25 protein-coding genes and 1 tRNA gene are annotated in these 25,944 nt (G+C 55.9%); 13 read left to right on the plus strand and 13 right to left on the minus strand.

What is annotated here, in order from left to right:
- Positions 1-248: 248 nt before the first annotated feature.
- Entirely contained in the window at positions 249-2,408 is a 2,160-nt protein-coding gene (gene pnp / locus DFP90_RS10385) for a polyribonucleotide nucleotidyltransferase (protein WP_115936395.1), read from the plus strand.
- A gap of 177 nt (positions 2,409-2,585) precedes the next feature.
- On the opposite strand, the gene DFP90_RS10390 is transcribed toward pnp, so the two are convergent.
- Positions 2,586-3,110, minus strand: a complete 525-nt coding sequence (locus DFP90_RS10390; protein WP_181905288.1) for a DUF2478 domain-containing protein — start codon at positions 3,108-3,110, stop codon at positions 2,586-2,588.
- Positions 3,111-3,279: 169 nt separating this feature from the next.
- Here DFP90_RS10390 and DFP90_RS10395 point away from each other — a divergent pair, with 169 nt between their 5' ends.
- The 3 genes from DFP90_RS10395 (at position 3,280) to DFP90_RS10405 (ending at position 5,633) form a co-directional block, all read left to right on the plus strand.
- On the plus strand, positions 3,280-4,080 hold the full coding sequence (locus DFP90_RS10395; RefSeq protein WP_115936397.1) for a substrate-binding periplasmic protein: 801 nt from the start codon (positions 3,280-3,282) through the stop codon (positions 4,078-4,080).
- Between the two features lie 114 nt (positions 4,081-4,194).
- Positions 4,195-5,031: an aldose 1-epimerase gene (locus DFP90_RS10400; protein ID WP_218044634.1), complete on the plus strand. Its 837-nt coding sequence runs from the start codon at positions 4,195-4,197 to the stop codon at positions 5,029-5,031.
- Positions 5,028-5,633, plus strand: coding sequence for a class I SAM-dependent methyltransferase (locus DFP90_RS10405; protein ID WP_115936399.1), 606 nt, complete (start codon positions 5,028-5,030; stop codon positions 5,631-5,633). Before DFP90_RS10400 ends, DFP90_RS10405 begins: the two co-directional genes overlap by 4 nt.
- Here DFP90_RS10405 and DFP90_RS10410 read toward each other — a convergent pair.
- Positions 5,621-7,408 (minus strand): methyl-accepting chemotaxis protein, encoded by a 1,788-nt coding sequence (locus DFP90_RS10410; RefSeq protein ID WP_115936400.1) that lies wholly within the window; start codon positions 7,406-7,408, stop codon positions 5,621-5,623. The genes DFP90_RS10405 and DFP90_RS10410 overlap by 13 nt on opposite strands.
- Here DFP90_RS10410 and DFP90_RS22825 point away from each other — a divergent pair.
- Positions 7,407-7,580, plus strand: coding sequence for a hypothetical protein (locus tag DFP90_RS22825; protein ID WP_181905289.1), 174 nt, complete (start codon positions 7,407-7,409; stop codon positions 7,578-7,580). The two genes, DFP90_RS10410 and DFP90_RS22825, sit on opposite strands and share 2 nt — an antisense overlap.
- A gap of 7 nt (positions 7,581-7,587) precedes the next feature.
- Here the strand turns inward: DFP90_RS22825 and DFP90_RS10415 are convergent, their stop codons facing one another.
- The 5 genes from DFP90_RS10415 to DFP90_RS10435 form a co-directional block, all read right to left on the minus strand.
- The gene (locus DFP90_RS10415) at positions 7,588-7,974 is read right to left on the minus strand and encodes a helix-turn-helix domain-containing protein (protein ID WP_115936401.1); all 387 of its coding nucleotides are present in this window, start codon (positions 7,972-7,974) and stop codon (positions 7,588-7,590) included.
- Between the two features lie 128 nt (positions 7,975-8,102).
- On the minus strand, positions 8,103-8,819 hold the full coding sequence (locus DFP90_RS10420) for a PEP_CTERM-anchored TLD domain-containing protein (RefSeq protein ID WP_115936518.1): 717 nt from the start codon (positions 8,817-8,819) through the stop codon (positions 8,103-8,105).
- Positions 8,816-9,538 (minus strand): PEP_CTERM-anchored TLD domain-containing protein, encoded by a 723-nt coding sequence (locus DFP90_RS10425; RefSeq protein WP_115936402.1) that lies wholly within the window; start codon positions 9,536-9,538, stop codon positions 8,816-8,818. The genes DFP90_RS10420 and DFP90_RS10425 overlap by 4 nt, the downstream gene beginning before the upstream one ends.
- Before the next feature lie 221 nt (positions 9,539-9,759).
- Positions 9,760-10,362 (minus strand): BON domain-containing protein, encoded by a 603-nt coding sequence (locus tag DFP90_RS10430; protein ID WP_115936403.1) that lies wholly within the window; start codon positions 10,360-10,362, stop codon positions 9,760-9,762.
- A 55-nt stretch (positions 10,363-10,417) separates the two neighbouring features.
- On the minus strand, positions 10,418-15,265 hold the full coding sequence (locus DFP90_RS10435; protein WP_115936404.1) for an NAD-glutamate dehydrogenase: 4,848 nt from the start codon (positions 15,263-15,265) through the stop codon (positions 10,418-10,420).
- Between the two features lie 315 nt (positions 15,266-15,580).
- On the opposite strand from DFP90_RS10435, the gene DFP90_RS10440 reads away from it, so the two are divergent.
- Together DFP90_RS10440 and DFP90_RS10445 are read left to right on the plus strand one after the other, a co-directional pair.
- Entirely contained in the window at positions 15,581-15,952 is a 372-nt protein-coding gene (locus DFP90_RS10440) for a hypothetical protein (protein WP_115936405.1), read from the plus strand.
- 196 nt (positions 15,953-16,148) lie between these two features.
- Positions 16,149-16,577: a hypothetical protein gene (locus tag DFP90_RS10445; protein ID WP_115936406.1), complete on the plus strand. Its 429-nt coding sequence runs from the start codon at positions 16,149-16,151 to the stop codon at positions 16,575-16,577.
- A 37-nt stretch (positions 16,578-16,614) separates the two neighbouring features.
- On the opposite strand, the gene DFP90_RS10450 is transcribed toward DFP90_RS10445, so the two are convergent.
- Positions 16,615-16,818, minus strand: coding sequence for a hypothetical protein (locus tag DFP90_RS10450; protein ID WP_115936407.1), 204 nt, complete (start codon positions 16,816-16,818; stop codon positions 16,615-16,617).
- A gap of 230 nt (positions 16,819-17,048) precedes the next feature.
- Positions 17,049-17,123: transfer RNA gene (locus DFP90_RS10455), tRNA-Gly, on the minus strand.
- A 205-nt stretch (positions 17,124-17,328) separates the two neighbouring features.
- Between DFP90_RS10455 and DFP90_RS10460 the strand changes: the two genes are divergently transcribed.
- From DFP90_RS10460 to DFP90_RS10475, 4 genes are all read left to right on the plus strand, one after another.
- Positions 17,329-17,856, plus strand: a complete 528-nt coding sequence (locus tag DFP90_RS10460; protein WP_245957031.1) for a prolyl-tRNA synthetase associated domain-containing protein — start codon at positions 17,329-17,331, stop codon at positions 17,854-17,856.
- Positions 17,857-17,919: 63 nt separating this feature from the next.
- The gene (locus DFP90_RS10465) at positions 17,920-18,864 is read left to right on the plus strand and encodes a thioredoxin family protein (protein ID WP_115936409.1); all 945 of its coding nucleotides are present in this window, start codon (positions 17,920-17,922) and stop codon (positions 18,862-18,864) included.
- A gap of 35 nt (positions 18,865-18,899) precedes the next feature.
- On the plus strand, positions 18,900-19,091 hold the full coding sequence (locus tag DFP90_RS10470; protein ID WP_115936410.1) for a Trm112 family protein: 192 nt from the start codon (positions 18,900-18,902) through the stop codon (positions 19,089-19,091).
- Positions 19,092-19,099: 8 nt separating this feature from the next.
- Positions 19,100-19,477: a gamma-butyrobetaine hydroxylase family protein gene (locus DFP90_RS10475; protein WP_115936411.1), complete on the plus strand. Its 378-nt coding sequence runs from the start codon at positions 19,100-19,102 to the stop codon at positions 19,475-19,477.
- Between the two features lie 69 nt (positions 19,478-19,546).
- Here the strand turns inward: DFP90_RS10475 and DFP90_RS10480 are convergent, their stop codons facing one another.
- Both DFP90_RS10480 and htpG read right to left on the minus strand, forming a co-directional pair.
- Positions 19,547-19,732 (minus strand): hypothetical protein, encoded by a 186-nt coding sequence (locus tag DFP90_RS10480; RefSeq protein WP_115936412.1) that lies wholly within the window; start codon positions 19,730-19,732, stop codon positions 19,547-19,549.
- 117 nt (positions 19,733-19,849) lie between these two features.
- A complete protein-coding gene (gene htpG, locus DFP90_RS10485) occupies positions 19,850-21,775 on the minus strand; it encodes a molecular chaperone HtpG (protein WP_181905290.1) in 1,926 nt (641 codons plus the stop codon).
- 175 nt (positions 21,776-21,950) lie between these two features.
- On the opposite strand from htpG, the gene DFP90_RS10490 reads away from it, so the two are divergent.
- Positions 21,951-22,256 carry a YciI family protein gene (locus DFP90_RS10490; protein ID WP_115936413.1) on the plus strand — a complete coding sequence of 102 codons (306 nt, stop codon included), beginning with the start codon at positions 21,951-21,953 and terminating at the stop codon, positions 22,254-22,256.
- On the opposite strand, the gene DFP90_RS10495 is transcribed toward DFP90_RS10490, so the two are convergent.
- Both DFP90_RS10495 and DFP90_RS10500 read right to left on the minus strand, forming a co-directional pair.
- Positions 22,253-23,044, minus strand: a complete 792-nt coding sequence (locus tag DFP90_RS10495; protein ID WP_115936414.1) for an alpha/beta fold hydrolase — start codon at positions 23,042-23,044, stop codon at positions 22,253-22,255. The two genes, DFP90_RS10490 and DFP90_RS10495, sit on opposite strands and share 4 nt — an antisense overlap.
- Positions 23,045-23,048: 4 nt before the next feature.
- Positions 23,049-23,630 carry a TetR/AcrR family transcriptional regulator gene (locus tag DFP90_RS10500; RefSeq protein WP_181905291.1) on the minus strand — a complete coding sequence of 194 codons (582 nt, stop codon included), beginning with the start codon at positions 23,628-23,630 and terminating at the stop codon, positions 23,049-23,051.
- Between the two features lie 333 nt (positions 23,631-23,963).
- Between DFP90_RS10500 and DFP90_RS10505 the strand changes: the two genes are divergently transcribed.
- A complete protein-coding gene (locus tag DFP90_RS10505) occupies positions 23,964-25,931 on the plus strand; it encodes an AMP-dependent synthetase/ligase (protein ID WP_115936416.1) in 1,968 nt (655 codons plus the stop codon).
- Positions 25,932-25,944: the final 13 nt, after the last annotated feature.

Below are 25,944 nucleotides of genomic sequence, written 5' to 3' on the forward strand. Positions count from 1 at the left end.
AAAGGCCAAAGGAAAACAAAGGGCATCCCAAGATTAAGTCCCCGGTTTCCACTGTTTGTTTGGTCGTGTTGACATATAGGACGGTGCGGATGTTGCAGCTGCATTCGTTTTATTTGCCAACACGACCCTCGCGGCCTTGACCTTCCCGCCAATCTCCGTTGTCTTTCCCACCATCGGCATCAATGGTTCCGACCACAGGACGTGTGGTTGGTGATGCTGGTTAGATGAATGATGAGGAAAGAAACTAGATGTTTAAAGTCCATACCAAATCAATGGAATGGGGTGGCAAGACCCTGAAGCTGGAAACGGGCATGATCGCCCGCCAGGCTGATGGTGCTGTTATGGTCACCTATGGTGACACCAAGGTGCTCTGCACCGCTGTTTTCAAAAAAGAGAAAAAAGAAGGCGTGGATTTCTTCCCGCTGACCGTGAACTACCAGGAAAAGGCCTTTGCGGCCGGTAAGATCCCCGGTGGTTTCTTCAAGCGTGAAGGCCGTCCGACCGAGAAAGAAACCCTGACCTCGCGTCTGATCGACCGTCCGATCCGCCCGCTTTTTGTCAAAGGCTTCCGCAACGAAACCCAGGTCATCACTACCGTGATGTCCCATGATCTGGAAAATGATCCGGATATCGTTGCTTTGATTGGTGCCTCTGCGGCCCTGACCATTTCCGGCGCGCCGTTCCTCGGCCCGATTGGTGGTGCGCGCGTTGGCATGATCAACGGTGAGTTCGTTTTGAACCCGACCGCCGCTGAAATGGAAGAAACCGACCTGGACCTGGTTGTTGCCGGTACCCAGGAAGGCGTGCTGATGGTTGAATCCGAAGCGCAGGAACTGCCTGAGGAAACCATGCTGGACGCTGTGATGTTCGGTCACAAAAACATCCAGCCGGTGATCGACCTGATCATCGCGCTTGCAGAAGAATGCGCGAAAGACCCCTATGACATGCCGGCCGAGGAAGACACCTCCGCTCTGGCGGCCCGCCTTGCCGAACTGGCCGAAGCCGGTCTGCGCGAAGCCTATGGCAATACCGTCAAACAGGACCGCGTGAACGCCATTTCCAAAGTGAAGGAAGAGGCGCTCGCCAAAATCGCCGAGGAAGAAGGCGATGTGGAAACCGCATCCAAGCTGTTCAAAGGCCTTGAAAGCGACATCGTTCGCGGCAACATCCTGAAAACCGGCGTCCGCATCGACGGCCGTTCCGGTGCAGATGTACGCCAGATCGATTGTAAAGTGGGTGTGATTGAACGCACCCACGGTTCCGCGCTGTTCACCCGTGGGGAAACCCAGGCGCTGGTTGTGACCACGCTGGGCACCGGCCAGGACGAGCAGATCATCGATGCGCTGGAAGGCGAATATCGCGAGCATTTCATGCTGCATTATAACTTCCCGCCCTATTCCGTTGGTGAAGCGGGCCGCATGGGTTCCCCCGGCCGTCGTGAGATCGGCCATGGTAAGCTCGCCTGGCGTGCGATCCATCCGATGATGCCGGAAAAGGAAGACTTCCCCTACACCGTTCGCGTTGTATCGGAAGTGACCGAATCCAACGGCTCCTCCTCCATGGCGACCGTTTGCGGTACCTCTTTGGCCATGATGGATGCCGGTGTTCCGCTGATCAAACCCTGTGCGGGTATCGCCATGGGCCTGATCAAGGAAGATGACGGCGTTGCGGTTCTCTCCGACATCCTGGGTGACGAAGATCACCTGGGCGACATGGATTTCAAAGTGGCCGGTACCGAAGACGGTATCACCTCGCTCCAGATGGACATCAAGATCACCTCGATCACCGAGGACATTATGAAAACCGCTCTGGAACAGGCCCGTGGCGGTCGTTTGCACATTCTGGACGAAATGGCCAAAGCCATCACGTCCGGCCGTGAAGAGGTTTCCACCCATGCGCCGCGCATCACCACCATGCAGATCCCGCGTGAAAAAATCCGCGACGTGATCGGCACCGGCGGCAAAGTGATCCGTGAGATTACCGAAGAAACCGGCGCGAAGATTGACATCGATGACGATGGCACCATCAAGATCGCGGCTGTAGACGGCGAAGCCGGCCAGAAAGCCTATGATTGGATCCAGGGTATCGTTGCTGAGCCGGAAGAAGGCGTCATCTACCGCGGTAAAGTGGTTAAGACCCTCGATTTCGGTGCGTTTGTTAACTTCATGGGCAGCCGTGACGGCCTGGTCCATATTTCCGAGTTGCAGGAAGGCCGCACCGAGCAGGTCACCGATGTCTGCAAGGAAGGTGACGAAGTTTACGTCAAGTGCCTCGGCATCGACGATCGTGGCAAGGTTCGCCTGTCCATGCGTGCGGTAAATCAGGAAACCGGTGAAGAAGTCGAAGGCTTCGAAGCCCCTGAACAGCCGAAACGCGAAGGCAAGCCGCGCCGTCCGCGTCGCGACTAAGCTTTTCAGCGATTGCTGAACATGGAAAGGGCGGCCTTTTGGCCGCCCTTTTTCTGTTTAAAGGACTGAGATGGTTTCGCCACAGATCCGCGGATAAAGCCCGGAGATGCCGTATTTTTCGGCTTGATTAAGAAACTCGTCATTACCGGGCTTGCCCCGGTAACCGGCTTAAAGGTCCTATTGGTTTGCAGATAATTCACTCCACCAGCCATCCATCGCCTCGACGGAAAAGGCGATTTCATCCCCCATATTCTCGCTCATCTCCCGCCAGAGCGGCAGGGCCGGTTCAGGGACAGACAGGATCAGCGGGATATGGGCGGCGATGATCTGCATGATCTCGTCATAGAGGCCTTTGCCCAACTGTTCCTGGCCGCCGAATTTTTCCATCACCACAAGGTCGGGCGGGTTATCCAGGATTTCCCGCAAAATAGCACTTGTTTCAATCAGGTTGCCCGCATCCAAGCCACATTCGGCCTCATGCTTCATCGGGTTCTTGATCGCGACCCGTTGGCTGGTGCGGATATCGATACTTTCGATGGTGCGCGTCTTTTCGCCCGGTTTGATATGGCTTTCCTGCAGGATGCCGGCAATCCTGACGCCATCTGCCTGCAAGCGTGCGACAAAGCTGGACAATTGGGACTTGTCCGTCTTTTTCGGCTGATAGACGGCGGCAGCAAAGGGCAGGGAAGACTGTTGGCTCACGATGGCAGGATCCTGGAATAAACGGTTTGAATTGCGCCAATTCTATCCCGCCTGAGATAAGAGGGAAAGACGGGTGCCCTGTGAAATTGGTTGCCTCAACGGCCTGGCTAAGGAAACGTTAGGAGGATCAGGTTAGAATGAAACGCTTTTGAAAAGGCGGAAAAGTGAAATGTGCATATACAGGACAGGCGTGATTCCGGATCGTTTGCTGGCCAAAACCTTGGCCTGTGCCGTTGCGTTTTTCCTATTTCCGCTTTCCCAGGCTCTGGCGGAGGACCGTAGGTTAGAGGTCCTGGCGGAGGAATTCCCCCCTTTTAACTATGTTGAAGACGGGGAGCTCAAAGGCTTTGCGGTCGATCTGGTGCGCGAAATGTTCCATCGCACCGATTTCCATGCCAAAGGCGGGCGTTTCCGGGTGCTGCCCTGGAAACGGGCCTATCTCCTGGCCCAAACCCGGCCGGATATTTTGCTGCTGACCACGACGCGCACGGAAGAACGTGAAGAGATGTTCCAGTGGGTCGGTCCCATTTACCCGCGTGAGCAATGGCTATATCGGCGGGCCGATGATCAGACTGTGAAGGTGCGCAGCCTGGAGGATCTGGAAGGGTATAACATGGTGGTGGTGGCGCAATCGGCCAATCATCAACTGTTGCTGGATGGCGGCTATGGGGAGCGCAACCATATTTTTGAGACCAGCAGCATTGAATCCAAGATCAAGATGCTGCTGCATGCGCGCGCGCAAATTGCGCCCTTCCTGCCCCTGGAAGTGGCCCATGCGCTCAGCCGCCAGAATCTGCCGCCAGGGTCCTTTGAAAGGCTGGTCAAGCTCTCCGGGCGCTATCACTATTTTCTGGCCATTAGCCGCCAGACAATGGGGGAAAAGGCTATACGGCTGCAATCGGCTCTCGACGAAATGCGGCGGGATGGTACCTACAACCGAATCCTGGCCAGGAATATGGGTGGTTCCTGACAGATTGGACAAATTCGCTTGCCTGTTGCCGTCGGGCGGTGAATCAATTGGCATGATCAAAAAGTTGGGTAAGGGGTGGATATGACGGCTGAAATAATCTTGAAGAAAGATGGTATGAGCCTTGGGCTCCGGCCGGACCTGGGCGGATGTGTCAGTTTCCTCCGCTTTGACGGCGTGAATCTCTTGCGACCGCTGGAGGGGAATAATTATCGCAGTTGTGCCAGCTATCCGCTGGTGCCCTTTTCCAACCGGATTTGTGATGCCCGATTTCTCTGGCAGGGGCGGGAGATTCAGCTGGAGCGAAATTTCAAGCCCGAGCCCCATGCCATTCACGGCCATGGCTGGCAGAATGCCTGGCAGGTGGAAAAAATCACTGAAGAGTGCGTGATTCTCTGTTATGAGCATCCGGTATCCGACTGGCCCTGGGACTATATTGCCCACCAGGAATTCAGCCTGGAGGCTGAAGGTGTCACCATGAAACTGAGCGTCGAAAACCGGTCCGACCGACCGATGCCGGCAGGGCTGGGGTTTCATCCCTTCTTTTTGAAAGGCAGTGGGGCCGAGCTGAAGATGCGGCTGACCGCCATGCATCAGGCCGAGGGCTGTATCCCGGTTGCGCGCGATGAGACTCATCCTATCTTGGGATTGCTGACCTCCGGCGGGCCGGTGCCGGAAGGATTTGACGATGGGTTTGACGGCTGGGACGGGGTGGCCGAGATCACCTGGCCCGATGAGGGGCGCCGCCTCATCATCACCGCCAGCCAAAATGCCCGCAATGTCATTTTCTACAGCCCCGAGGGCCGCGATTATTTCTGTGTTGAACCGGTGACCCATATGACCGATGCGATTAATCGCATGGGGGATCCGGACTGGCCGGACCATGGACTGGTTACGCTGGCGCCGGGAGAGTCCACGGCATTGACCATGCGCCTTGAGAGTGCCGAACTGTGACCGGCCATAGCTGGGATACCTATTACCAGTCGGTGGCGGATTTTCCGCCAAGGCCGCTTACTGTCAAGCTGGCGGCCCGGCTGGCGGACCGTCCTGAGAAGACCGCAATTGATATGGGTTGTGGGTCCGGCCGGGATTTTTCCCATCTGCTGGAAAACGGGTTTAGCGTTCATGCCTTTGATGCGGAACAGCGCTCTATTGATCTGTGCCGGGTGCGGTTTGGGGGTCATCCCCGGCTGACGCTGCGCCATTGCGGTTTTGACGGGTTCGATTATCCAAAAGCGGATTTGGTCCTGGCCTGGGCCAGCCTCTATTTCTGCCCGGCCGACAAGTTTGACCTTGTCTGGGGCCGGATCCAATCTGCGCTGAAGCCTGGCGGATATTTCTGTGGTGATTTCCTGGGCGTGAGGGACAGCTGGGTTGCGGATGAATGCCGGGCGATGGCTTCTTTCACCGAAGAGGCTTCGCGGGCCTTTTTGCAGGGGCTGGAGATTGAGATGTTCCATATCCGGGATGAGGCGGGCCAGACGGTGGCAGGGCGCGAGAAACACTGGCACACCTTCACCGTCCTGGCCCGAAAGCCGGCTAATCAGCCGGATTGACATTCGCGCCGGTCGTTTTGCACCTCGACATCGCGCTGGCGGCGATCCACTTCTGGTGTGGCGGTTCTCAGCGATCGTACGATCGAGTTGCGCAGCCCGGAGATATTATCGGTTAGGGATGCGATGGTATCGCGCACGGTTTCCGCACGCTGATCGACCTGCTTGGCTTCACTGGATACATCGGCGACCCGTTCGGTCACTTCACGGGCCCCGGCGGCGGCTTCCTGGACATTGCGGGCGATCTCGCCAGTGGCGGATTGCTGCTGGTCGACGGCAGAGGCAATGGTCCGGCTGGAATCGCTGATTTCCTCGATGATTTCCAGGATGGAGCCGATGGCGGTCACCGCTTCTTTGGTGATGGATTGCATTTCAGTGATCTGGGCGGAAATTTCACCGGTGGCTTTCTGTGTCTGGTTGGCCAATGCCTTAACCTCATTGGCGACCACGGCGAAACCCTTGCCCGCGTCGCCGGCGCGCGCAGATTCGATGGTGGCGTTGAGCGCCAGCAGGTTGGTTTGCTCGGCAATGTCGGAGATCAGCCCGACCACTTCGGCGACTTTACTGGACGCATCGGCCATGCCTTCAATGACGCCCCGGGTTTTGTCGGCCTCAGAGGTGGCTTTGCCGGCAACTTCGGCGGCATGTTCCACCTGGCCGGCGATATGCCGAATGGAGGAGAAAAGCTGTTGGGCGGAACTGGCCACCGTTTCGGAATTGACCAGGGCTTCTTCGGCGGCAGAGGCGACGGACGCCGATTCTGATTGAACCTTGGTTGAGGAGGAGGCCATTTCCCCGGCCAGTTGATTAAGCGAGTCGGAGGTCTTGGAGACTGAATCCACGGCGGCGGCGGCTTCTTTTTCCACCGTATCGGCCATGTTGCGCACCGCAGCTTCTCGCTCTGATTTTGCCTGCTTTTCGCGGTTTCTGTTTTCTTCCTCCAGTCGTTTTTTCTCGGCCTCATTGTCCCGGAATTGTTGGAGGGATCCCGCGAAGGAGCCAATCTCATCGGTGTGGTGGATATAGGGTATATCCAGATCCTGGCGGCCGCCGGCAATCTCGTCCATGCAATTTGTCAGGCGGATGAATTTCCGGATGATGCCGAAATTGAGATAGAGGCAAACCGCAATCACCACCAGAACAATGACGACCGAGATGATCAGGGAGATGAGGGCGAGCGATTGCTGACTCTCCAGGATATGTTCGGAATGATAGACGCTGTCATTGATGATCTTGTTCACATAATCGGTGATCGCGACACTGAACCGGTCCAGTTCGCCATTGATGGCTTCGGCGGCCTTGTCGAAATCGCCCATCATCTTGTTGCCGGATTCCGGTCCGCCGTCGATATAGGCCTGGGCCATGGTTTTGCCGGCTTGGTAATAGGGCGGGAAGGCCCGCTCGATACGGTTCAGGATCTCAATTTCTTCTGACAGGTTGAGCTCGATCGCGTGGCCTTTGGCTTTTTCGAGGACAGCGCGCAGGGCCGTTGCATGTTCCTCTGCCTTTTCGAAGCCATCATTCAGGCCGTCCTGGCCACGGGTCGCTGAAATATCTGTGAGCCATTGTTGGACCTCAACCACATGGAACCGGATCCGTTCGGCCTCGATGGCAAGCGGATAGGCAAGATCCCGGACCTCCCGGACCTCATTCACTTCCGTTTCAATTTCGGGAATCAGGGCTGCGATTTGGATTTCTGTATAGGCTGCCAGTCCGGCAATCATCAGGACAATGCCGGACAGCGCGGCATTCACTTTGTGGCCGATCAAGAATTTCATGAAATATACCGTTATTTTTCAAGTGGTTATCAGCCGCACCATACCCGCTGTCATCATGGCGGCAAATGGTAAACAAACGGTAAAGAAATTGCAGGAAGAAACCGGTTTGGGATCGGTATCCCGCCCGGCCAAACAGGACAGTCCGGCGATCGGGCGGGAGGGAAAACTCTAGCAGTTTATCAGAGGGAATCCTGGCGTTCCTGTTCCAGGGTATTTTTTAAACGGTTCACTTCGGACACGATTTCGAAGGTGAGCTGGGTCATGCGTTCATGCATTTTTTGCAGGCGCGCAAGCTTGCTTTCCAGATCCGCTGTTTCATGAAACTGAGTATGGGTGACGGCTTCGATCGGTGCTTTGCCACCCTCCAGCAGCCAAATGGGCGGTACACCCAGAATGCCGGACAGCGCAACCAGCTTGTTGGAACGCGGTTCGGTTTTGTCCCGTTCCCAGTTTTGCAGGGTATGCGGTTTCACACCAATCCGGCGTGCCAGCTGAGAATTGGAAAGGCCCCTGGCCAGCCGGGCACTTTCGATCCGTTCCCCCAAGGTTGATTCTTCTGCAAGCATGCTCTCTTCCTTTCGGACCTGTTGTTAATACCGCTATGCTACAAGCGTATCAGAGCCAAAAGGATAAGGCTAACGACATGCCCAGGCAAAAGAGCGGCATTCTGCCGCTCTGATGCAACAGACCGGCCCTATCTTCGCCGTCGCCGAAACACGCCAAGCCCGATCAGGCCAAAACCGATCAAAGCCAGGGTGCCGGGTTCCGGCACTTCCTGGGGGGCGATGGCAAAGGTTTCGAGCCGGCCGATGTCAAAACGGCCCCGTGTGCCGAAAAAGTCGATCGTATCCTGGCGGGTCAACTCGGAGTCACCATAGGAAAAACCGAGCGCACCGTCTCCCCAGTTCAGTCCGACCAGACCGAAGTCAGTGCCGTTGATGCCGAAACGAGGCCCGGAGACAGGATGATTATAGGTTTGATAAGCGCCATAATCATCACCGCTGGTATCCTTATTCTGGCTATGGCGAACACCGGTGGTCAGATTGAAAATGAAGGCCGTGCGGTCGGCAGGATCCGGGGTCATGACATTTCCGTTTATGGCCGCATTCCAGCTTTGCGGATTGTATCCGCCTAAAGTCATGCTCTTTCCGTTGGCAATCACTTCCATGATCACAAAAGTCGGACCTTTGTTGTCAACAGCGGCATGCCAGTTCAGGCCTGTGTGATGTTGGTGCTTTGTATAGATGTTCGTGAGGGTCAGGTCATCCATGTCCAACCAGATTTCCAACTGATTGGCATCTGCCCTGCTTAAAAGGTCACTGCCGCCTGCAATCACGGCTGCGGTTGCGGGGGTGGCCAGATAACCGGTGGCGAGAAAACCGATTGCAGATAAGATTTGCAGTTTCTTCATCGTTTTTCCCTCCTGCGCATGGCAAGGCCCATCAGCCCCAGGCCCATCAGGGCAAGGGAACCGGGGGCGGTGACATCGGTGTGTGTGTGATGTGCAATGGTAAAGGTCTCGATTTTACTAACCGCGATGCGGCGATGGCCGCCGACAAAGGATTCGGCATAATCATTGTCACCGCGCCGGGAAACATCGCCATAGCTGTATCCTAGGTTACTGCTCAGATAGTTGAGATCAGATGTGACGCGCAGATCCATGCCGACACCGAAAGCGGGGCCGAGTTGCAGGCTGTTAAAGGTCTGGAACCGACCGTAGCTGGTGGTCAGATCCTGATCCAGTTTCATCCCCAGGGAGAGGTTGTAAATGAAGGCGGTGCGATCAGCTTCATCGCGGGTTAACCGGTAAGTCCTGAGGCTGGCATCCCAGGAATAGGGGTTGTATCCGCCGACCAACATGGTTTGGGCACCGAGGTTTATTTCGATCAGGGTGAAGCTGCGGACCCGATTGTCAACTGCGTCATGCCAATCGGTGGCACGGTCGCTATCCTGTTGCTGATAGATGCTGGTCAGGGCAAGCGGACCTTCACCAAGCCAGTTTTCCAGCTGGGTCAGGTGGCTGTCGTTGAGTAAGTCGCTGTCTCCGATGATCACGCCGGCGGTTGCCTTGCCGGTCAATCCAGCGCTGGTCATCATCAGGGAAAAGAGCAGGTAAGTTAGTTTTTTCATTGTCTTCCTAGAGCGTTAAACAGCTCTGTCCCCGCAGTGAGTGTTAGCAAGGACTGTGCCGGAAGAAAAAATCAAAGGATTGCATGTGGTTAATGAATAGTAGAATGCGATCCTAGTATCAGGTTGTAAAATACATCGTCTACACCAAATGCGGTATATAAAACGGGCGGCTAATATAGCCGCCCGTTTTAGGGAAAAGATGGAGACTGACAGGTTTGGTGTTATTTCGCCCGGACAAAGGCGTGGTTCACCACCCGGCGGACTTTTTCCGTATCCCGTGCAATGGCAACAACCTTGTTCATTTCCGCCTGGCTGAGCGCCCGGCCGAATAGATACAGTGTGCCGTTGACCGATTGGTAGCGCCAGTTGGACTGGGTGACACCGGCAGTGGTGGCCAGTTTGCCAAAAAATTTCTGCTTGATCACCACATCGTCGACCAGATTGCTTTCCGCATCCGGGTCCACCACCTGCAGCTCGTTATAAACGGTTTTGCTGTCGGGATGGCTGTTGACGACTTCGGCCACTTTGATCCGGTCATCGCGGCTTTCCACTTCGCCGGTGATCATCACATTGCCTTCATAAACGTCGAAGGTGAGCAGGGCGGCCAGTTTGGTGGTCATGCGATTATTCACATCGGCAATCAGGCCGGCTTTCAGCTCTGCATCGGCGGCAATCTGTTCACCGGTCCGGTCCTCAAGCGCCATTTCGATGGCCGCGATCGGCGGCCCGCATGAGGCGATCAGCGGGCTGGCGATGGCCAGGCCGATCAGGATGGCCACTGTTCTGGCCCCCCGGAACGCCTGGAATTGAGTGGTTTGTGTCATTCAAAGACTCCTGGTTCGTTTATTTGTTGTCATACTTATAGCCAGATTATGGCAATTATCCGACAACAAGATTACGAAGTTCCCGTCCGACAACCGCCAGCATGGCCAGATCCAATTGTGGCAGGTTACCGAGCTCGCCCAGCAGCTGGTCCACCCGCTCCACCGATTCCGCCCGTTTGGCGATCCAGGCGTCGATGGCGTCACAACCGGAATCGCCATGGCTGAGGATTCTGGCGGTGAGGTCGGTCTGCAATCCCCACAGATCATCAATGATCGCGCCAAGCGCCATGCGATGCCATTGGCTTGATGCCGGGATCCGGTTGGCGGCAGACCGCAGCCAATCCATGCCAAAACGTGCGCCGACCGCGGAATAGGTATTGCCCACTTCCTTGACCGGCTGATCGGCCTTGGCGGCAAGCCGCACCACGTCACAGGCGGAAGAAAGCACCTTTAGCTGACCGATGGCCTGGGCCAGTTCATCCGGCACGCCTTTCTTCTTAAAGCGTTCGGTCCGTTTATACATATTATCCAGCGCCACCGGGCCGAGGATACTCTCCATATGTTCTTTCAGGGTTTGCACGCCGGACTGGTAGGTCTCGATATTGCGTGAGATATCCAGCGGGTGATCTTCATTGCGCAGGAACCATTCGGTCATGCGGTTGATGGTCCGACCAGTTTCCTGAAGCATCAGATACTGGATTGAGGAATCAGCGATATTGTCCAATTCCTCAATTTGGTTCCATAGCTCCCGCATGCCAAAGACTTCCCGCACAATGGTGTAGGCCCGTGCGATCTCGGGGCTGGACATGCCGGTGCGCAGGTTCATCTCGTTGACGAAACTCGGTCCGGTCCGGTTGATCATCGAGTTGGTGACAACGGTGGCGATAATCTCCCGGCGCAGCCGGTGGGTCAGGACATTGGCGTAATATTTGACCCGAAGCGGCTCCGGGAAATAGCGGATCAGGTCTTCGGACAAAAGAGTATCATCCGGCAGGTCGGAATCCAGCAATTCCTGATAGGTGACATTCTTGGCATAGGCCAGGATCACCGACAGTTCTGGCCGGGTCAGGCCCTTTTGCGCCTGCAGCCGCTCGCCGATTTCCTCGTCATCGGGGAGGAATTCCAGGCTCCGGTCCAGATGCCCGGCCCGTTCCAGCGACCGGATCAGACGCTGATGCCGGTCCAGCTCGCTGGCGGCGCGCAGATGCGTGACCGAAATGGACTGGGTCTGCTGGTAATTGTCCCGCAGCACCAGAGAGGAAACCTCATCGGTCATGGCGACCAGCAACTTGTTGCGCTGTTTTTCGGTCATGTCGCCATTGCCGACCACATCGCCCAGCAGGATCTTGATATTGACCTCATGGTCCGAGCAGTCAACACCGGCGGAATTATCTATGGCGTCCGTATTGCAGCGCCCGCCCTTCTGTGCAAACTCAATCCGCGCACGATGGGTGACCCCCAGGTTGGCCCCTTCGCCGATGACCTTGCAGTTGAGATCCGCCGCATTGACGCGGAGTGAATCATTGGCGCGATCACCGGCATCAGCATGGGTCTCGTCGCTTTCCTTGATATAGGTGCCGATGCCACCAAACCACAGGAGATCCACCTGCGCTTTAAGAAGCGCGCTGATCAGTTTGTTGGGCGGCAGCGCCTTGTCTTCTACATTCAGCAGCTTGCGGATTTCCGGGGTCAGTTCGATGGATTTCGCCGACCGGTTAAAGATGCCGCCACCCTTGGAAATAAGTTTGGTATCGTAGGCATCCCACCCTTTAACCTCTTCAAACAGACGTTTGCGCTCGGCAAAGGTCTTGGCCGCATCCGGGTTGGGGTCGATGAAGATATGCAGATGGTTGAAGGCGCCGACCAGGCGGATATGTTCGGACAAAAGCATGCCGTTGCCGAACACGTCACCGCCCATATCGCCAACACCGACCACGGTGAAATCCTGGGACTGGGTGTCATGGCCAAATTCACGGAAATGGCGTTTGACGGATTCCCAGGCACCCTTGGCGGTGATGCCCATTTTTTTATGGTCATACCCGTCTGAGCCACCGGAGGCGAAAGCATCGCCCAACCAGAAATCATTCTTGACCGAGATGGCATTGGAATAATCGGAGAAGGTCGCCGTGCCCTTATCCGCAGCAACCACCAGATAGGGATCATCCTGATCCTTGCGGATGACATCCACCGGCGGAATGACGGTGGTACCTTTCAGGTTGTCGGTAATGTCCAGCATGCCCTGGATGAAGGTCTGGTAACAGGTGATGCCTTCTTTCATGAAGGCTTCCCGGTCGGCCATGGGCGGGGCTTTCTTCAGCACAAAGCCGCCCTTGGAACCCACCGGTACAATCACCGCATTCTTGACCTGCTGGGCTTTGACCAGGCCTAAAATCTCGGTCCGGAAATCCTCCCGCCGGTCAGACCAGCGCAAGCCGCCGCGAGCAACCATGCCAAAGCGCAGATGGACCGCCTCAAACCGCGGGGAATAGACAAAGATCTCGCGCAGCGGTGCCGGCTGGGGGATCTCGTCAATTTCGCGGCTGGCAAATTTCAGCGAGACATAGGGTTTATAATGTCCGTCCTGGTCCTTCTGGTAGAAATTGGTGCGCAAGGTGGCGCCGACAATATTGATGAAGCGCCGCAAGATCCGGTCTTCGTCCAGGTTGTCGACCATATCCAGCTTGATATCAATGACATTGCGCAAACCTTCTTCGCGATGTTTGCCGTCTTCGTCCGTGTCGTCCTCGGGCTGGGCGTCGGGGTCGAAGCGGACCTTGAACAGTTTGGCGATATCGGCGGCCAGATCGGCATTCTTGGCCAGCGTCTCTTCCATATATTCCTGGGAGAAGGGGATGGAGGCCTGACGCAGATATTTGGAATAGGCGCGCAGGACAACCACATCGCGCCAATTGAGGCCGGCGGCCAGAACCAGCTGGTTAAATCCGTCATCCTCGATGTCGCCATTCCAGACCCGGCGGAAACTTTCATGGAACGCATCGCGGATCGCATGGAAATTGATCGGCGATTTATCCGATGTCTCCAGGGTGAAATCATGGATGATGATATGCTGGTCATTGTCGGTCGGATCCACCTTATAGGGGGATTCCGAGAGCACTTTGACGCCCATATTTTCCAGCATCGGCATGACCTCGGACAAGATCACCTGGTTCTGGAAATTATAGATCTTGAACCGCAGCTGGTGCTCTTCCGCTTCGATCGGGCGATAGAGATTGACCCCGATGCCCTTGCCAGAGACCACCTCTTCGATCCGGTCGATATCATAGATCGCGGTATGGACGTTGAAATTTTCCTTATAGGCAATGGAGAAACCATCGGCATAACGGCGATACAGCATCAGACCGGTTTCTTCACCGCGATTTTCGATCAAGGCCTGGCGCAGGTCATCTTCCCAGGTGCGGCCCGTTTCCATGACCCTCTTGGCAACATCGGCCGGGTCATATTCCGGCACTTTCCCCGGGGTCGTTTTGATAATGAAATGAACCCGGCTGAGCGCCTCGTCAGACATGTAGGTATAATGGGCGGCAACGGACCCTTCGAAACTTTTGGCCAGGATATTGCCGATCCGCTGGCGAAGGGTGGTTGAGAACCGGTCGCGTGGCACAAAAACCAGGGCTGAAATATAGCGCTGGAACGGATCGGGTCGCAGGAAGAGCGCGATCTTCTGGCGTTCCTGCAGATGCACGATGCCGAGCGCGATTTCCTTCAGCAGAGGCACGGAGATTTGGAACAGCTCATCGCGGGGATAGCTTTCCAGCACATGCATCAAGGCCTTGGCGGAATGGCCGCCATGGGAGAAACCGGTGAGGTCCATGACCTCTTCCACTTTCCGGCGCAGCAGCGGTATATGCTGCGGGCTTTGGTTATAGGCGGCACTGGTCAGCAGACCGACAAACAGATGCTCGCCCACCGGTTTGCCGTCGGCGTCATATTTCTTGAAGGCGATGGTGTCCATATGGACGCGCCGGTGCACGGTTGCCCGGTTATTGCCTTTCGTGACCCGGACCAGGCCCGGTTTGAAGATGGTTTTCTGGACCGCTTCCGGCAGCTTGCCCAGATTGCGCAGGCCTTCAAAAACCGGAACTTCCGGATCGCGCAGCACGCCAAGGCCGCTGTCTTTGACCACCTTCAGCCGTGCATTCTTGCCGGTGCCCTGATAATCAATCTCGCGATAGCCGAGGAAGGTGTAATGGTCGTCATAGACCCATTGCAGGAAGGCCTGAGCTTCATCAACCTTTTCCTTGGGCACGCCCTTGAATTTTCGCGGGGTCAGCTCTTTCAGCAGCGATGCGGCGCGCTCGCGCATGCTTTGCCAGTCATCGACCGAGGCGCGGACATCGCCCAGCACATTCAACAGGCCCTGCTCAATGGCTTCCAGGGCGGCGGGCAGGGTTTGCTCGTCCACTTCCAAATGCATGAAGGATTCATTGGCGGGGGCTTTTTTATTATCGGGCTCAACCAGTTTGGTTGTCTTGCCCTTGTCATCGCGGGTGACATGAAAAACCGGATGCACCACCAGATGGACCGTCAAATTCTGTCGGTTCAGTTCCATATTCACACTGTCCACCAGGAACGGCATATCGTCATTGACGATCTCAATCACCGTATGGGGAGAGTGCCAGCCATGCTGGTCATAGCGAGGGTTATAGACTCGGATTTTCGGTTCGCCCGCAGCCCGTGTCTGTCCCCAGGTCCACATGGAGATGGCGGCGCCATAGAGATCCTCCGGATCATGTTCCGCCATATCATTGGGGGCGACATTATCATAATAATGGTCGACAAAGCTCTGTGCGGCCTTGGCTTTGGCGCCGGTCATCCGTTTGGAGACCAGGCTGGCCACTTTTTCCAAGAGCTCGGTTTTCAGCGCATCAATCCGCTGTGTCATGTTTATTCTTCTCCCGCGGGGGAAACGCGGAGATGGAATTCAGTCGGGTACGCAGACATGTCGAGACGGTGCCATGCCTGTTTCATAAGCGGCTGAGGCCCTCTCCCCATATTCCAGTTTTTCTGTCCGGGGCGGGTTTTACGACGGGTTTTCCCGGCGCGCTTCAAGGCCGCCCTCTGGGTTAAAGGTATTCCTGTCTTGAAAAAATTGAAAGTAGCAGCCGGGAGATTTTTATTTTGTTAACTCAATTAGTGATACTTTTTGAGCATCAGTCATGCGGGAAAAACATGAGGGCTGGAACCGGGAGGTGAGGTTATGTCGGTTATAGAACCTGCCGCACAGGCTTTTGGGGAGCGGGTATTGAAAATCCTGCCAAGCGGCTGTGCGGATGAATTATCCATCGCCCAGCGCGCGGCGATCAAACAGGCGGCGGCAGATGCCCGCGCGGATGATTGGACATCAACCCATTCTCTGGATGTGCGCTATTCCATTCCGGCACCGGGGCGCTGGTTTTACATCCGGATCATCGCCGGGCGCGAACGGCGGCCAAGACATCGCCACAAGGCTGAAGAGGCTTACGGGTCAGGCCGGGCTGTCTTCAATATCTTGATGCTGGGTATGTTTTCAGTGGTCTTTTACACATTGGTGGCGGGCGGGTTTCTGGTCTTCAGTTCTGTTTTGCAATGACTTAACCGTTTCGCTACCCATCCGTGTGTAGATTGGAAAGAATAACCTCTTATGAACGCACTTAATGGTTGAAAAATGACGAAAATGCGGTAGAATGACACCCATTATTCGGTTGAGTGGGGTTTTGCTGGCTGCAAATCTAAACCCCCTTCTTCTCAACCATTGATTTGCATGAGTTTCGGATGCTGGGGGGAAAATGGCTTACCGACAACTTGATCATAGCTCTGCCGGCATCTACGGGTGCTGGATTGGTCCGGACAATGTGGTGCATCCTGATTGTCCTGTGCCGGTCATGCCGGGCCTATCCTATGACGCGGATGACTATCCTGAGACCGGCCTGAAAGATCGGGGAGAGCCCTATGGCGACGGGTTTGTTCAGGCCCGCTTTCAACGGGATTCCATCTTGAGTATCAGCGGCCATATCGAGGATCTGTCCCGAAGCCGGGATCAATGGCTGGCCCTGGCCAAAGCGATCCGGCGCATTCAATTGGTTCTGGTCTATGAAGAGACGGAATTACGCCAGTCGGTGATTTCGGAACCGGTTGAATTCTCTCTCCCAGAGCAGGAACAGGAATTGTTTGAATTCCTTGCTCAGCCGGGAGAATTGCAATACGCGTCGCGCTGACCTGCTTTGCCGCTTAACATCTTGTTGGCGGCAGATCTCAGTGATCGTACCAGCGTTCCCAGCTTTCCAGCGGAATATCCTCCCAATCCTGTTCCAGGCTTAAATCGTCAGACAGTTTTTTGGCTTCCCCGGCTAATCGGTTCCAGCGGCCGTCGCCATAGCGGCTGTCGTCTGCCAGATCGGAACCGTAACTGGACAGATAGCTCCGCAATTCCCGGTCATTATCAAATTGGATCTGCATGAGAGTTGCTCCTCTGTGATTTTCGTCTCTCGGGAGGATAATCAGCAGGAGTCGTGCCAGACCGTCGATTTTATAACGAATTCAATTCATTGCCAGCTGTTTGGTAGCGGTTTTCGAAGGGCGTTTTTTATGGAAACTGCATATGAAGGCAGAATTTGCCGGACGGGGATTATGGGTAGGGCATAGCACGGAAATGAAAGAAGCCCCCAAGGTTTCCCTTGGAGGCTTCATGGAGCGGGCGATGAGATTCGAACTCACGACATCAACCTTGGCAAGGTTGCGCTCTACCCCTGAGCTACGCCCGCATCGTCTGAACGGCGCGGATAATACTCGCTGGCGGCGGACTGGCAAGCCCTTTTTTTCAAAAATTTGAAACTTTTTTTGAGAGGCAGATTTTTCTATGGATTCTGCGGGTTTCGTGCGGGCATATTCCAAGGTGCCCCGCATGGGATATGCAAACTTTGTACGGAATACCGGCGCTCGGCTGGAAAAATGAGAGGGTTTTTAATCGTGAGTGGAACCGAACGAGATCAGGATCTGTATCGCCGCCTGGATGAATTGGATCTGGACCATGATACCATCAGTCACGCACCGGTCTTCACGGTGGAAGAGGCCCAGGCGATCCGGGAAGGCCAGGTGGGCGCGCATATCAAGAACCTGTTCTTGCGCGATAAAAAGAAAAACCTGTTTCTGGTCACCGCCTTGGAAACCAGCCAGGTGGATCTAAAGCAATTGCGCCATCTGATTGGGGCGTCGGGCAACCTCTCTTTCGGCAATGCGGATTTGTTGATGGAGGTTTTGGGGGTGATCCCGGGTTCCGTTTCCCCGCTTTGTGTATTCAATGATCAGGAACGCCGGGTTCATGTGGTGTTGGATAAGGGCATTCTCGACCATGAGACCGTTCATGCCCATCCCTTGCGTAATGATAAGACTACAGCGATCGGCACGCAGGATTTGCTGGCCTTTTTAAAGGCGGAGGGGTATGAACCGCAGATCCTGGATTTTGCTGCGGCCGCCCTTGAAGCGCAGGCCCAGTGAACAAATCTTTGTAAGGTCCGATCCAATCGGACCGGAAACAAATAAACAGCGAAAGCGATATCTATGTCTTCGATTATTGGCATCCAGCCGCCGAAACAGCCCGCCGGAGAAGCCCAGCCGACCGGTGACTATATCAAGGATTCCACCGACCGGGATTTCGGCCCCGACGTGATGGAGCTGAGCCAGCAGGTGCCGGTAATCGTGGATTTCTGGGCGCCCTGGTGCGGGCCTTGCAAACAGCTGGGGCCTGTGCTGGAAAAGATCGTCAATGATGCGAAAGGCAAATTGCGCCTAGTGAAGATCAATATTGACGAGAATCCGGGCATTGCCCAACAGCTGCGTGTGCAGTCGATCCCGGCGGTGTTTGCCTTCTTTGGCGGCCGCCCGGTGGATGGCTTCATGGGCGCGCTGCCGGAAAGCCAGATTAAAACCTTCACCGATAAGCTGATTGAGATGAGTGGCGGTGTGGGCGGTGATGATCCGCTGGAAGCCGCCTTGGAGCAGGCCAAGCTTTTGCTGGAAGAAGATGACATGGAACAGGCCATGGCGATCTTGCAGCAGGTCGTAGCCCACGCCCCTGAAAATGTGGAGGCCATCACGCTTTTTGCTGACTGCCTGTTGAAACAGGGTCAGTTGGAACCGGCAAAACAGCTTTTTGAAACTTTGCCGGAAGATACCCATAAGGACCAGAAAGTGGCCGCCTTGAAAGCCGCTCTGGAGCTGGCTGGCGAAAGCGAGGGGGCGTTGGCGGAGATGCAGGCGCTGCAGGCGCGCATTGATGCGGATGCAGATGATCATGAGGCGCGTATGGGCCTGGCCAGCGCGGTTTTCGCCACCGGCCGCGCGGATGTGGCCATTGACCACCTGCTGCATATCATCGCGGCTGACAGGGAATGGAACGATGGTGCCGCCCGCCAGCAGCTGTTGAAATTCTTTGAGGCGCTGGGTCATGCGGACCCGGTTACTGTGGCAGGTCGCCGCAAGCTCTCCGCGATCCTGTTTTCCTGATAGACGCTTTGGCGCTGGCAAGGTAGATAAAACCCATGAGCGAAGATACACAGATTGATCCCAAGCTGTTGGAAATCCTGGTAGAGCCCGGCACCCGCAACAGCCTGCGCTATGACCGGGAACGGCAATTGCTGATCTCCGAGAAATCAGGCCTGGCCTATCCGATCCGGGACGGCATTCCGATTATGCTGCCTGATGAAGCGATTTCCCTGGATGAGCTGGACTGACCCCATCCATGGGTGACGATCTCTATTCCACCAAGAGCTTTCCGACCAAGATCCACTATCGCAAGCAGGATCAGGTCCTGGAAGTTACCTTTGACGACGGCAATCATTTCGAACTGCCGGCGGAATATCTGCGGGTGGAAAGCCCCAGCGCGGAAGTGCAGGGCCATCATCCGGATCAGAAGGTGACCGTGTCCGGCCGTCGCCAAGTGGGTATCATCGGCCTGGAGCCGGTCGGGCGTTATGCAGTCCGGATCCAGTTTGATGATCTGCATGATTCCGGGATCTATAGCTGGCAGTATCTCTACGAGCTGGGCCATGACCATGACCGCCGCTGGCAGGCCTATCTGGCGGACCTGGAGGCCAAGGGACTGACGCGCGAGCCTTAAAATGGCAGGGGTTTCGGCCAACAAAAAACGGCCCATTGGGCCGTTATATTTTTCCAACGATTAAGAATCTCAGACGGAAAGATTCACATAACGCCCGGCACTGTTCAGGCCGGTGGTGAGCGCTTCGGTGGTTTCCTGCAGCGCCTCATCAATCTTGCCCAATTGCTGGACCTGCTGGGCCTGGGCGGCGCTCAGCGTGATTTTTTGGGCCATCTGTGCCAGTTGCGCGGCGCTGGCCGCGGCGGAAACATCCATGGGTTCAACCCTCGCGTGAATAGTCCTCCTATCATACCCGAATGAGCAAACAGGACCAAGGATAAAAAAGAAACGGCGGAAAACCGCCGTTTCTCCCTTGCATCTTGTTGATAGGCCTTAACCGAAGCTTTTGGCCATCACGTCGGCCATCCGCTGGGCGAAGGCGGCCGGGTCGGGCAGGGTTTCCCCTTCGATGATCCGGGCCTGATCCAGCAACAGATGGGCGGCGTCTGAGAGGTCCGCACCGCTCTCCGCCTGTTTGGCCAGGGCGGTGACCAGCGCATGAGAGGGGTTCAGCTCCAGGATGCGCGGGCTGGCCTGCTGCAATTGTTTATGCTGCTGCAGTAGACGCTCCAGATGCATATCCATGCCATTATCATCCGCCACCAGGCAGACAGCGGATGTGGTCAGGCGGTCGGAAGAACGGACATCGGCAACCGCGTTGCCCAGTGCTTCCTTGACGGCGGCAACCAGCTTCTCCAGATCCGCGCTTTCTTCCTTTTTGGCCTCGTCCTTTTTGTCTTCCGCGTCGGGGGCCGCTTTGATATTGCCCAGATCCGCTCCGCCGCGGGTCACGGATTTAAGCTGCTTGCCCTCATATTCATGCACGGCCGGGATCCAGAATTCATCGACCGGGTCGGTCATGAACAGGACCTCGATCCCCTTGGCGGCAAAACCCTCCAATTGCGGGCTGCGGGCGGCGGCCTCTTTGGAATCCCCGGTGATGTAGTAGATATGCTCCTGGCCTTCCTTCATGCGGGCGATATAGTCGGCAAGCGAGACAAGGCCGTCCTGGGTCGTGGATTCGAACCGTGCCAGTTTCAGCAACTGATCCCGGTCGGCGGTGGTCTCATAGATGCCCTCTTTCAGGACGATGCCGAAATTCTCCCAGAATTTCGCATATTCCTCCGGCTCCTTTTCCGCCTTGGTGCCAAGTTCGGACAGAACACGCTTGGTCAGGCCGGCACGGATTTTGGTGAGCACCGGATTGTTCTGCAGCATCTCGCGGGAAACGTTCAGGGGCAGATCTTCTGAATCCACTACACCGCGCAGGAAACGCAAGTAACTGGGGATCAGGTCATCGCATTCATCGCTGATGAAGACCCGCTTCACATAAAGTTTCAGCTTGGAAACCCGTTCCGGGTGGAACAGGTCAAAGGGGCGGCTGCCCGGCACATAGAGCAGGCCGCCATATTCAATCATGCCCTCGGCCTTGAAATGCAGCGTTAGCCACGGATCATCAAAGGCATGGGACACATGATGATAAAATTCTTTATGCTGTTCCTCGGTCACCTGTGATTTCGGTTTGGTCCACAGCGCCGAGGCATCATTCAACTGTTCCTGTTCCGGCAGCTTGGCTTCGTCATCGCCTTCTTTCTGCTCGCCCGCCACGGTTAGGCGGATCGGGAAGGGGATATGGTTGGAATAGGTTTTGACGATATGGCGCAGGCGGTCCTCTTCCAGGAACTCACCGGCATCTTCACGCATATGGAGCGTGATGGCGGTGCCGCGGGTCTCGCGCTCGCCGGGCTCGATGTCAAAGCTGCCCTGGCCGCTGGAGATCCATCGCCAGCTTTCTTCCTCGCCGGCTTTGCGGCTGTTGACCACGACCTTTTCCGCCACCATGAAGGCGGAATAGAAGCCAACGCCGAACTGGCCGATCAGGTTGACGTCTTTCTTGGAATCACCGCTCAGCTCACTGACAAAGGCGGAAGAGCCGGAGCGCGCAATGGTGCCCAGGTTGCCGATCAATTCATCCCGGCCCATGCCGGAGCCGTTATCGGCAATGGTCAGGGTGCGGCTGGCGGCATCAACCGTGATGTCGATGGCAAAATCCACATCGCCATTTGTCAGGTCGGGGCTGGCGATTGCGCTGTAGCGCAGCCGATCACAGGCATCCGCGCTGTTGGAGATCAGCTCGCGCAGGAAAATTTCGCGCTCGGAATAAAGAGAATGGGCGACAATGTCCAGCAGTCGGCCGACCTCGGCCTGAAAGCCCATGGTTTCCGTCGATGCGGAGGATTTGGTTTGTGTATCGCTCATGATCCTAGAATGCTCTTTATTACTTGTTGATACGGGACTGTTTATGCTGTTTCGATATAGGTGACCCGACCAGCCATCTCAAGGGGGAAGAACCGCTTCAATTGGCCCTGTTGCCATTTCGCACCTATCAGTAGATTGATCTTATTGATTTCAATTGAAGAAAGTGGATTGGTAAATGTCAGTTCTGGCCGATGGTGCGACCCTGTTTGTTGTGGATCTGGAATATGTGGTGCCCGTGGAGCAGGTGGAGCCCTTGATCGAGGGGCATATGGATTTCCTGAAGGATTGTTACGACAAGGGGCTGTTCCTGGCGTCGGGTCCGAAAGTGCCGCGCACCGGCGGTGTGATCCTGGCGCAGTCCACAAGCCGCGCGGCGGTGGAGGGACTGATCAAGGCGGATCCGTTCCATGAGGCAGCTGTCGCCCGCTATACCATCACGGAATTTGTGCCGCGCATGACCTGTGATGCTTTGGCGGGCTAGATCTTAGCCAGGAAAGCGGAAGCTTCCTTTAGCACCGGTTCGGATGCCTGCAGATGCGGGATATGGCGGCAGTTGGGAATGATCAGCGGTCGTGCCGGGCCGCTGACTTGACGGGTGATGGCATGGACCTGGGCGTCGGTGCCATATTCGTCCTCTGCCCCTTGCAGGGCAAGCAGGGGGGCTGTGATCTTAGCCAGCAGAGGCTCGATATTCCAATCCCGGAATTCCCGCGAAAGCCAGGTGTCAGCCCAGGCGAAGAAGATCTGTTCGGTTTTGTCCCCGTGATAGCGGGCCAGTTTTCCGGGCAAGTCCGTTTCCTGCCAGGCCGTGACCGCCTCCTTGATGCCGGAGATGCAGATATCCTCGACAAAGACATGGGCGGCGGCGGTGAGGGCGGCCGCGACCGGATAATGGGCCGCGTAGATAAGTGCGATGCTGCCGCCGTCGGAATGGCCGAACAGAACCGGTTTATCCAGTTCCAGCGTGCAAATCACCTGGCGCAGCTCGATCATGGCATAGCGATGCAGGTAATCCGGACGGCGGGCCTCAGTCAGCTTGGGCGAGAGGCCATAGCCTTGGCGGTCGTAAAGCAGGATCTCGCGGCCGGTGGCGGCGGATAGCTTTTCCGGGAAATCCTTCCATTGGGCAATGCTGCCCAATCCCTCGTGCAGCAGGATAATCGGGGCGCCGGAGGGGGGCTGATCATTGTTTCTGACCCGGCAGGCGGCCAGTGCCAGTTTTTTGCCCGCTATCTCGACCGGGATCAGGAAGTTTTCGCGCGCGGTCACAACATCAGTCCCGCGGGATCAGGATGTCGGTGCAGGTATTGTGGATGCGTTCCAAAATGTCATCGGTTTTTTCGAAAGAAAAGATCCCCTGACACATCACATAGGCATAAATCAGGAAGGCACGGCTTTCCAACTCCTCTTCCGGGAAGCCCAGCTCGCGCAGCAGGTCGGCAACATAGTTCACACGCAGGCGGTCAACGTCGGCCACCACATTTTCCGCATCATCGTCATAGCGCGCCCAGGACCGCATGGCGAGTTCCATGGAGCCGCCCAGATGTTTCGAGCCCCGCTTGCGCGGCACCACATCCAGCAGGTTGATCAGCCTGGTATAGGCGTCCCCGCCCATATGTTCGACTTTGGCGATGACATATTGGTCGTGCCATTTGTCCAGAACCGCTTCCAATAGCTCGGTGCGGTCCTTGAAATGCCAATAAAAGCTGCCTTTGGTGACTCCTAGGCGTTTGGCCAGTTTCTCCACATTGATGGAGGTGACGCCACTTTCCGTCAACAGGCGGAAAGCCGCTTCAATCCACTCGCTTCGGCCCAGTTTGCTCGTCCGTTTCGTGTTTGCTTTGGTTTCCGGCAATTTAATTTCCATACGCTAGCGTATTGACGCAATTTCATTTACAGGGTAAACCATACGGTAGCGTATGGGCAATAGGGCAAATAACAAAAGAGAAACCTTATGACCGCGCTTGTTATGGTCCCTGTTTGCGGTACCATGGCATAAAGAGAAAACCATCCCGTGAAAAGAATAAAGGGGTGGGCCATCGGGGAGGCTATTGGTCGATGAAGCGCGTTTTTCCGTTGAACGGGCGTACGTCACGAGGGTCGAAAACAAACTATCCTTGGTATCTGACTGCAAAATTGCGGTCTCCCGATGTCGTTGTTGAAGCAGATTTGACATCGCGGAGGCTCCATGAGCACGCAGACAGAAACGAATGACACATTTCCGAAACTGCTGCGCTACAATGCGCGGGTAAGGGCTGAGCGCCCCGCCATGCGGGAAAAGGATCTCGGCATCTGGCAAAGCTGGAGCTGGGCGGAGGTTTATGAAGAGGTCTCCGACTATGCCGCGGGTCTTTATGCGCTGGGGCTTCGGGCCGGGGACAAGATTGCGATCATCGGTGATAACCGTCCGCGCCTCTATTGGACCCTGACCGCCGCCCAGGTGATTGGCGCGGTGCCGGTGCCGACCTATGCGGATTCGGTCGCCGAAGAAATCCAGTTCGTGCTCGATCATGCCGAAGCCAAGTTTGCCATGGCCGAGGATCAGGAACAGGTCGATAAGCTGATCGATCAGAAGGACCATCTGCCGGGCCTGGAAGTGATCTTGTTTGATGATTCCCGGGGACTGCGCGATTACAATCAGAGTTTCTTGTGGAATTATGAGGCGGTCCTGGAAAAGGGCCGGGAGTTTCGGACCCAGAACCCGGAATTCATTGAACGCTGCATTGACGGCCGGACCGGCAGTGACGTTTGCATCATGCTCTATACCTCCGGTACGACGGGTCAGCCCAAGGGCGTGGTCCACACCCATGACAGTGTGCTGATCACCGCGCGCAATGCGGCCGAACTGGAGGGCCTGAACGAGCGGGATGAAGTATTGGCTTACCTGCCGATGGCCTGGGTCGGGGATAATATCTTCTCCTTCGGACAATCCTATGCGGCGGGTTTTTGTGTTTCCTGTCCAGAAAGCTCCGACACGGTCCTGAATGACCTATGGGAGTTGGGGCCGACCTATTATTTCGCCCCGCCTAGGATCTTTGAAAACCTGCTGACCACTGTGATGATCCGGATGGAAGATGCCGGTAAGCTGAAGCAGCGGATGTTCCATTATTTCATGGATCACGCCAAAAAGGTTGGTGTGGATATCCTGGATGGTCGTTCGGTCGGTTTGATGGACCGGATCAAATACGGGCTTGGCGAATTGCTGGTCTATGGCCCGTTGAAAAATGCACTGGGGTTGAGCCGGGTGCGTCTCGGCTACACGGCGGGAGAGGCGATCGGGCCCGAGATTTTTGAATTTTACCGCTCCATCGGGATCAACCTGAAACAGCTTTACGGTTCTACCGAAGCGGCCGTCTTCATCACCATCCAGCCCAATGGCGGGATCAAGCCCGACACGGTCGGTGTGCCGGCGCCGGATGTGGAGATCAAACTGTCGGATCGGGGCGAAGTTTTGTTCACCGGGCCGGGCGTTTTCAAGGAATATTACAAAAACCCGGAATCGACCGCCGATACCAAAACCGATGATAACTGGGTGATGACCGGGGATGCCGGTTTCTTCGATGATGAAGGGCAGTTGAAGATCATTGATCGGGCCAAAGATGTGGGCCAGCTGAATGACGGCACGCTCTTTGCCCCGAAATATATCGAGAACAAACTGAAATTCTTCCCCAATATCAAGGAAGTGGTGGCCTTTGGCCATGAGCGCGACTATTGCGCGGCCTTCATCAATATCGACCTTGAGGCGGTGGGCAACTGGGCGGAACGCAATGGCATTGCCTATGCCTCTTATCAGGAATTGGCCTCCCTGCCGCAGGTCTATGAACAGATCCAGGCCCATGTGGAGGAAACCAACCGGCAGCTATCCACAGAAGAGCGGGTGGCCGGGTCCCAGATCAAACGTTTCCTGCTGCTTCATAAAATGCTGGATGCGGATGATGGTGAATTGACCCGGACCAGCAAGGTGCGCCGCCGCTATATCGCGGAAAAATACGACGTGCTGATCGAGGCGCTTTATTCCGACAAGAAAAACTGCCGGATCGAGACCGAAGTCACCTATGAGGACGGCCGTAAGGGCAAGCTGGCTGCGGATCTTGAAATCCGGGATGCAAAGACTGTTGCGATCGGGGCCGGTGCTGCGGCCCAGGCGGCAGAGTGAGCGGGGACATCAA

Origin of the sequence: Aestuariispira insulae (assembly GCF_003385955.1) — a bacterium.
Lineage (GTDB): Bacteria > Pseudomonadota > Alphaproteobacteria > UBA8366 > Aestuariispiraceae > Aestuariispira > Aestuariispira insulae.

Bases quoted from the DNA above. Each gene is read 5' to 3' on its own strand.
- DFP90_RS10470 (WP_115936410.1), top strand. From the start codon at position 18,900: ATGAGCGAAGATACACAGATTGATCCCAAGCTGTTGGAAATCCTGGTA.
- DFP90_RS10480 (WP_115936412.1), bottom strand. From the start codon at position 19,732: ATGGATGTTTCCGCCGCGGCCAGCGCCGCGCAACTGGCACAGATGGCC.
- DFP90_RS10415 (WP_115936401.1), bottom strand. From the start codon at position 7,974: ATGCTTGCAGAAGAATCAACCTTGGGGGAACGGATCGAAAGTGCCCGG.
- DFP90_RS10445 (WP_115936406.1), top strand. From the start codon at position 16,149: ATGGCTTACCGACAACTTGATCATAGCTCTGCCGGCATCTACGGGTGC.
- DFP90_RS10490 (WP_115936413.1), top strand. From the start codon at position 21,951: ATGTCAGTTCTGGCCGATGGTGCGACCCTGTTTGTTGTGGATCTGGAA.
- DFP90_RS10400 (WP_218044634.1), top strand. From the start codon at position 4,195: ATGAGCCTTGGGCTCCGGCCGGACCTGGGCGGATGTGTCAGTTTCCTC.
- DFP90_RS10440 (WP_115936405.1), top strand. From the start codon at position 15,581: ATGTCGGTTATAGAACCTGCCGCACAGGCTTTTGGGGAGCGGGTATTG.
- DFP90_RS10425 (WP_115936402.1), bottom strand. From the start codon at position 9,538: ATGAAAAAACTAACTTACCTGCTCTTTTCCCTGATGATGACCAGCGCT.
- htpG (WP_181905290.1), bottom strand. From the start codon at position 21,775: ATGAGCGATACACAAACCAAATCCTCCGCATCGACGGAAACCATGGGC.
- DFP90_RS10395 (WP_115936397.1), top strand. From the start codon at position 3,280: ATGTGCATATACAGGACAGGCGTGATTCCGGATCGTTTGCTGGCCAAA.
- DFP90_RS10475 (WP_115936411.1), top strand. From the start codon at position 19,100: ATGGGTGACGATCTCTATTCCACCAAGAGCTTTCCGACCAAGATCCAC.
- DFP90_RS10435 (WP_115936404.1), bottom strand. From the start codon at position 15,265: ATGACACAGCGGATTGATGCGCTGAAAACCGAGCTCTTGGAAAAAGTG.
- DFP90_RS10410 (WP_115936400.1), bottom strand. From the start codon at position 7,408: ATGAAATTCTTGATCGGCCACAAAGTGAATGCCGCGCTGTCCGGCATT.
- DFP90_RS10430 (WP_115936403.1), bottom strand. From the start codon at position 10,362: ATGACACAAACCACTCAATTCCAGGCGTTCCGGGGGGCCAGAACAGTG.
- DFP90_RS22825 (WP_181905289.1), top strand. From the start codon at position 7,407: ATGAAATATACCGTTATTTTTCAAGTGGTTATCAGCCGCACCATACCC.
- DFP90_RS10420 (WP_115936518.1), bottom strand. From the start codon at position 8,819: ATGAAGAAACTGCAAATCTTATCTGCAATCGGTTTTCTCGCCACCGGT.
- DFP90_RS10505 (WP_115936416.1), top strand. From the start codon at position 23,964: ATGAGCACGCAGACAGAAACGAATGACACATTTCCGAAACTGCTGCGC.
- DFP90_RS10450 (WP_115936407.1), bottom strand. From the start codon at position 16,818: ATGCAGATCCAATTTGATAATGACCGGGAATTGCGGAGCTATCTGTCC.
- pnp (WP_115936395.1), top strand. From the start codon at position 249: ATGTTTAAAGTCCATACCAAATCAATGGAATGGGGTGGCAAGACCCTG.
- DFP90_RS10465 (WP_115936409.1), top strand. From the start codon at position 17,920: ATGTCTTCGATTATTGGCATCCAGCCGCCGAAACAGCCCGCCGGAGAA.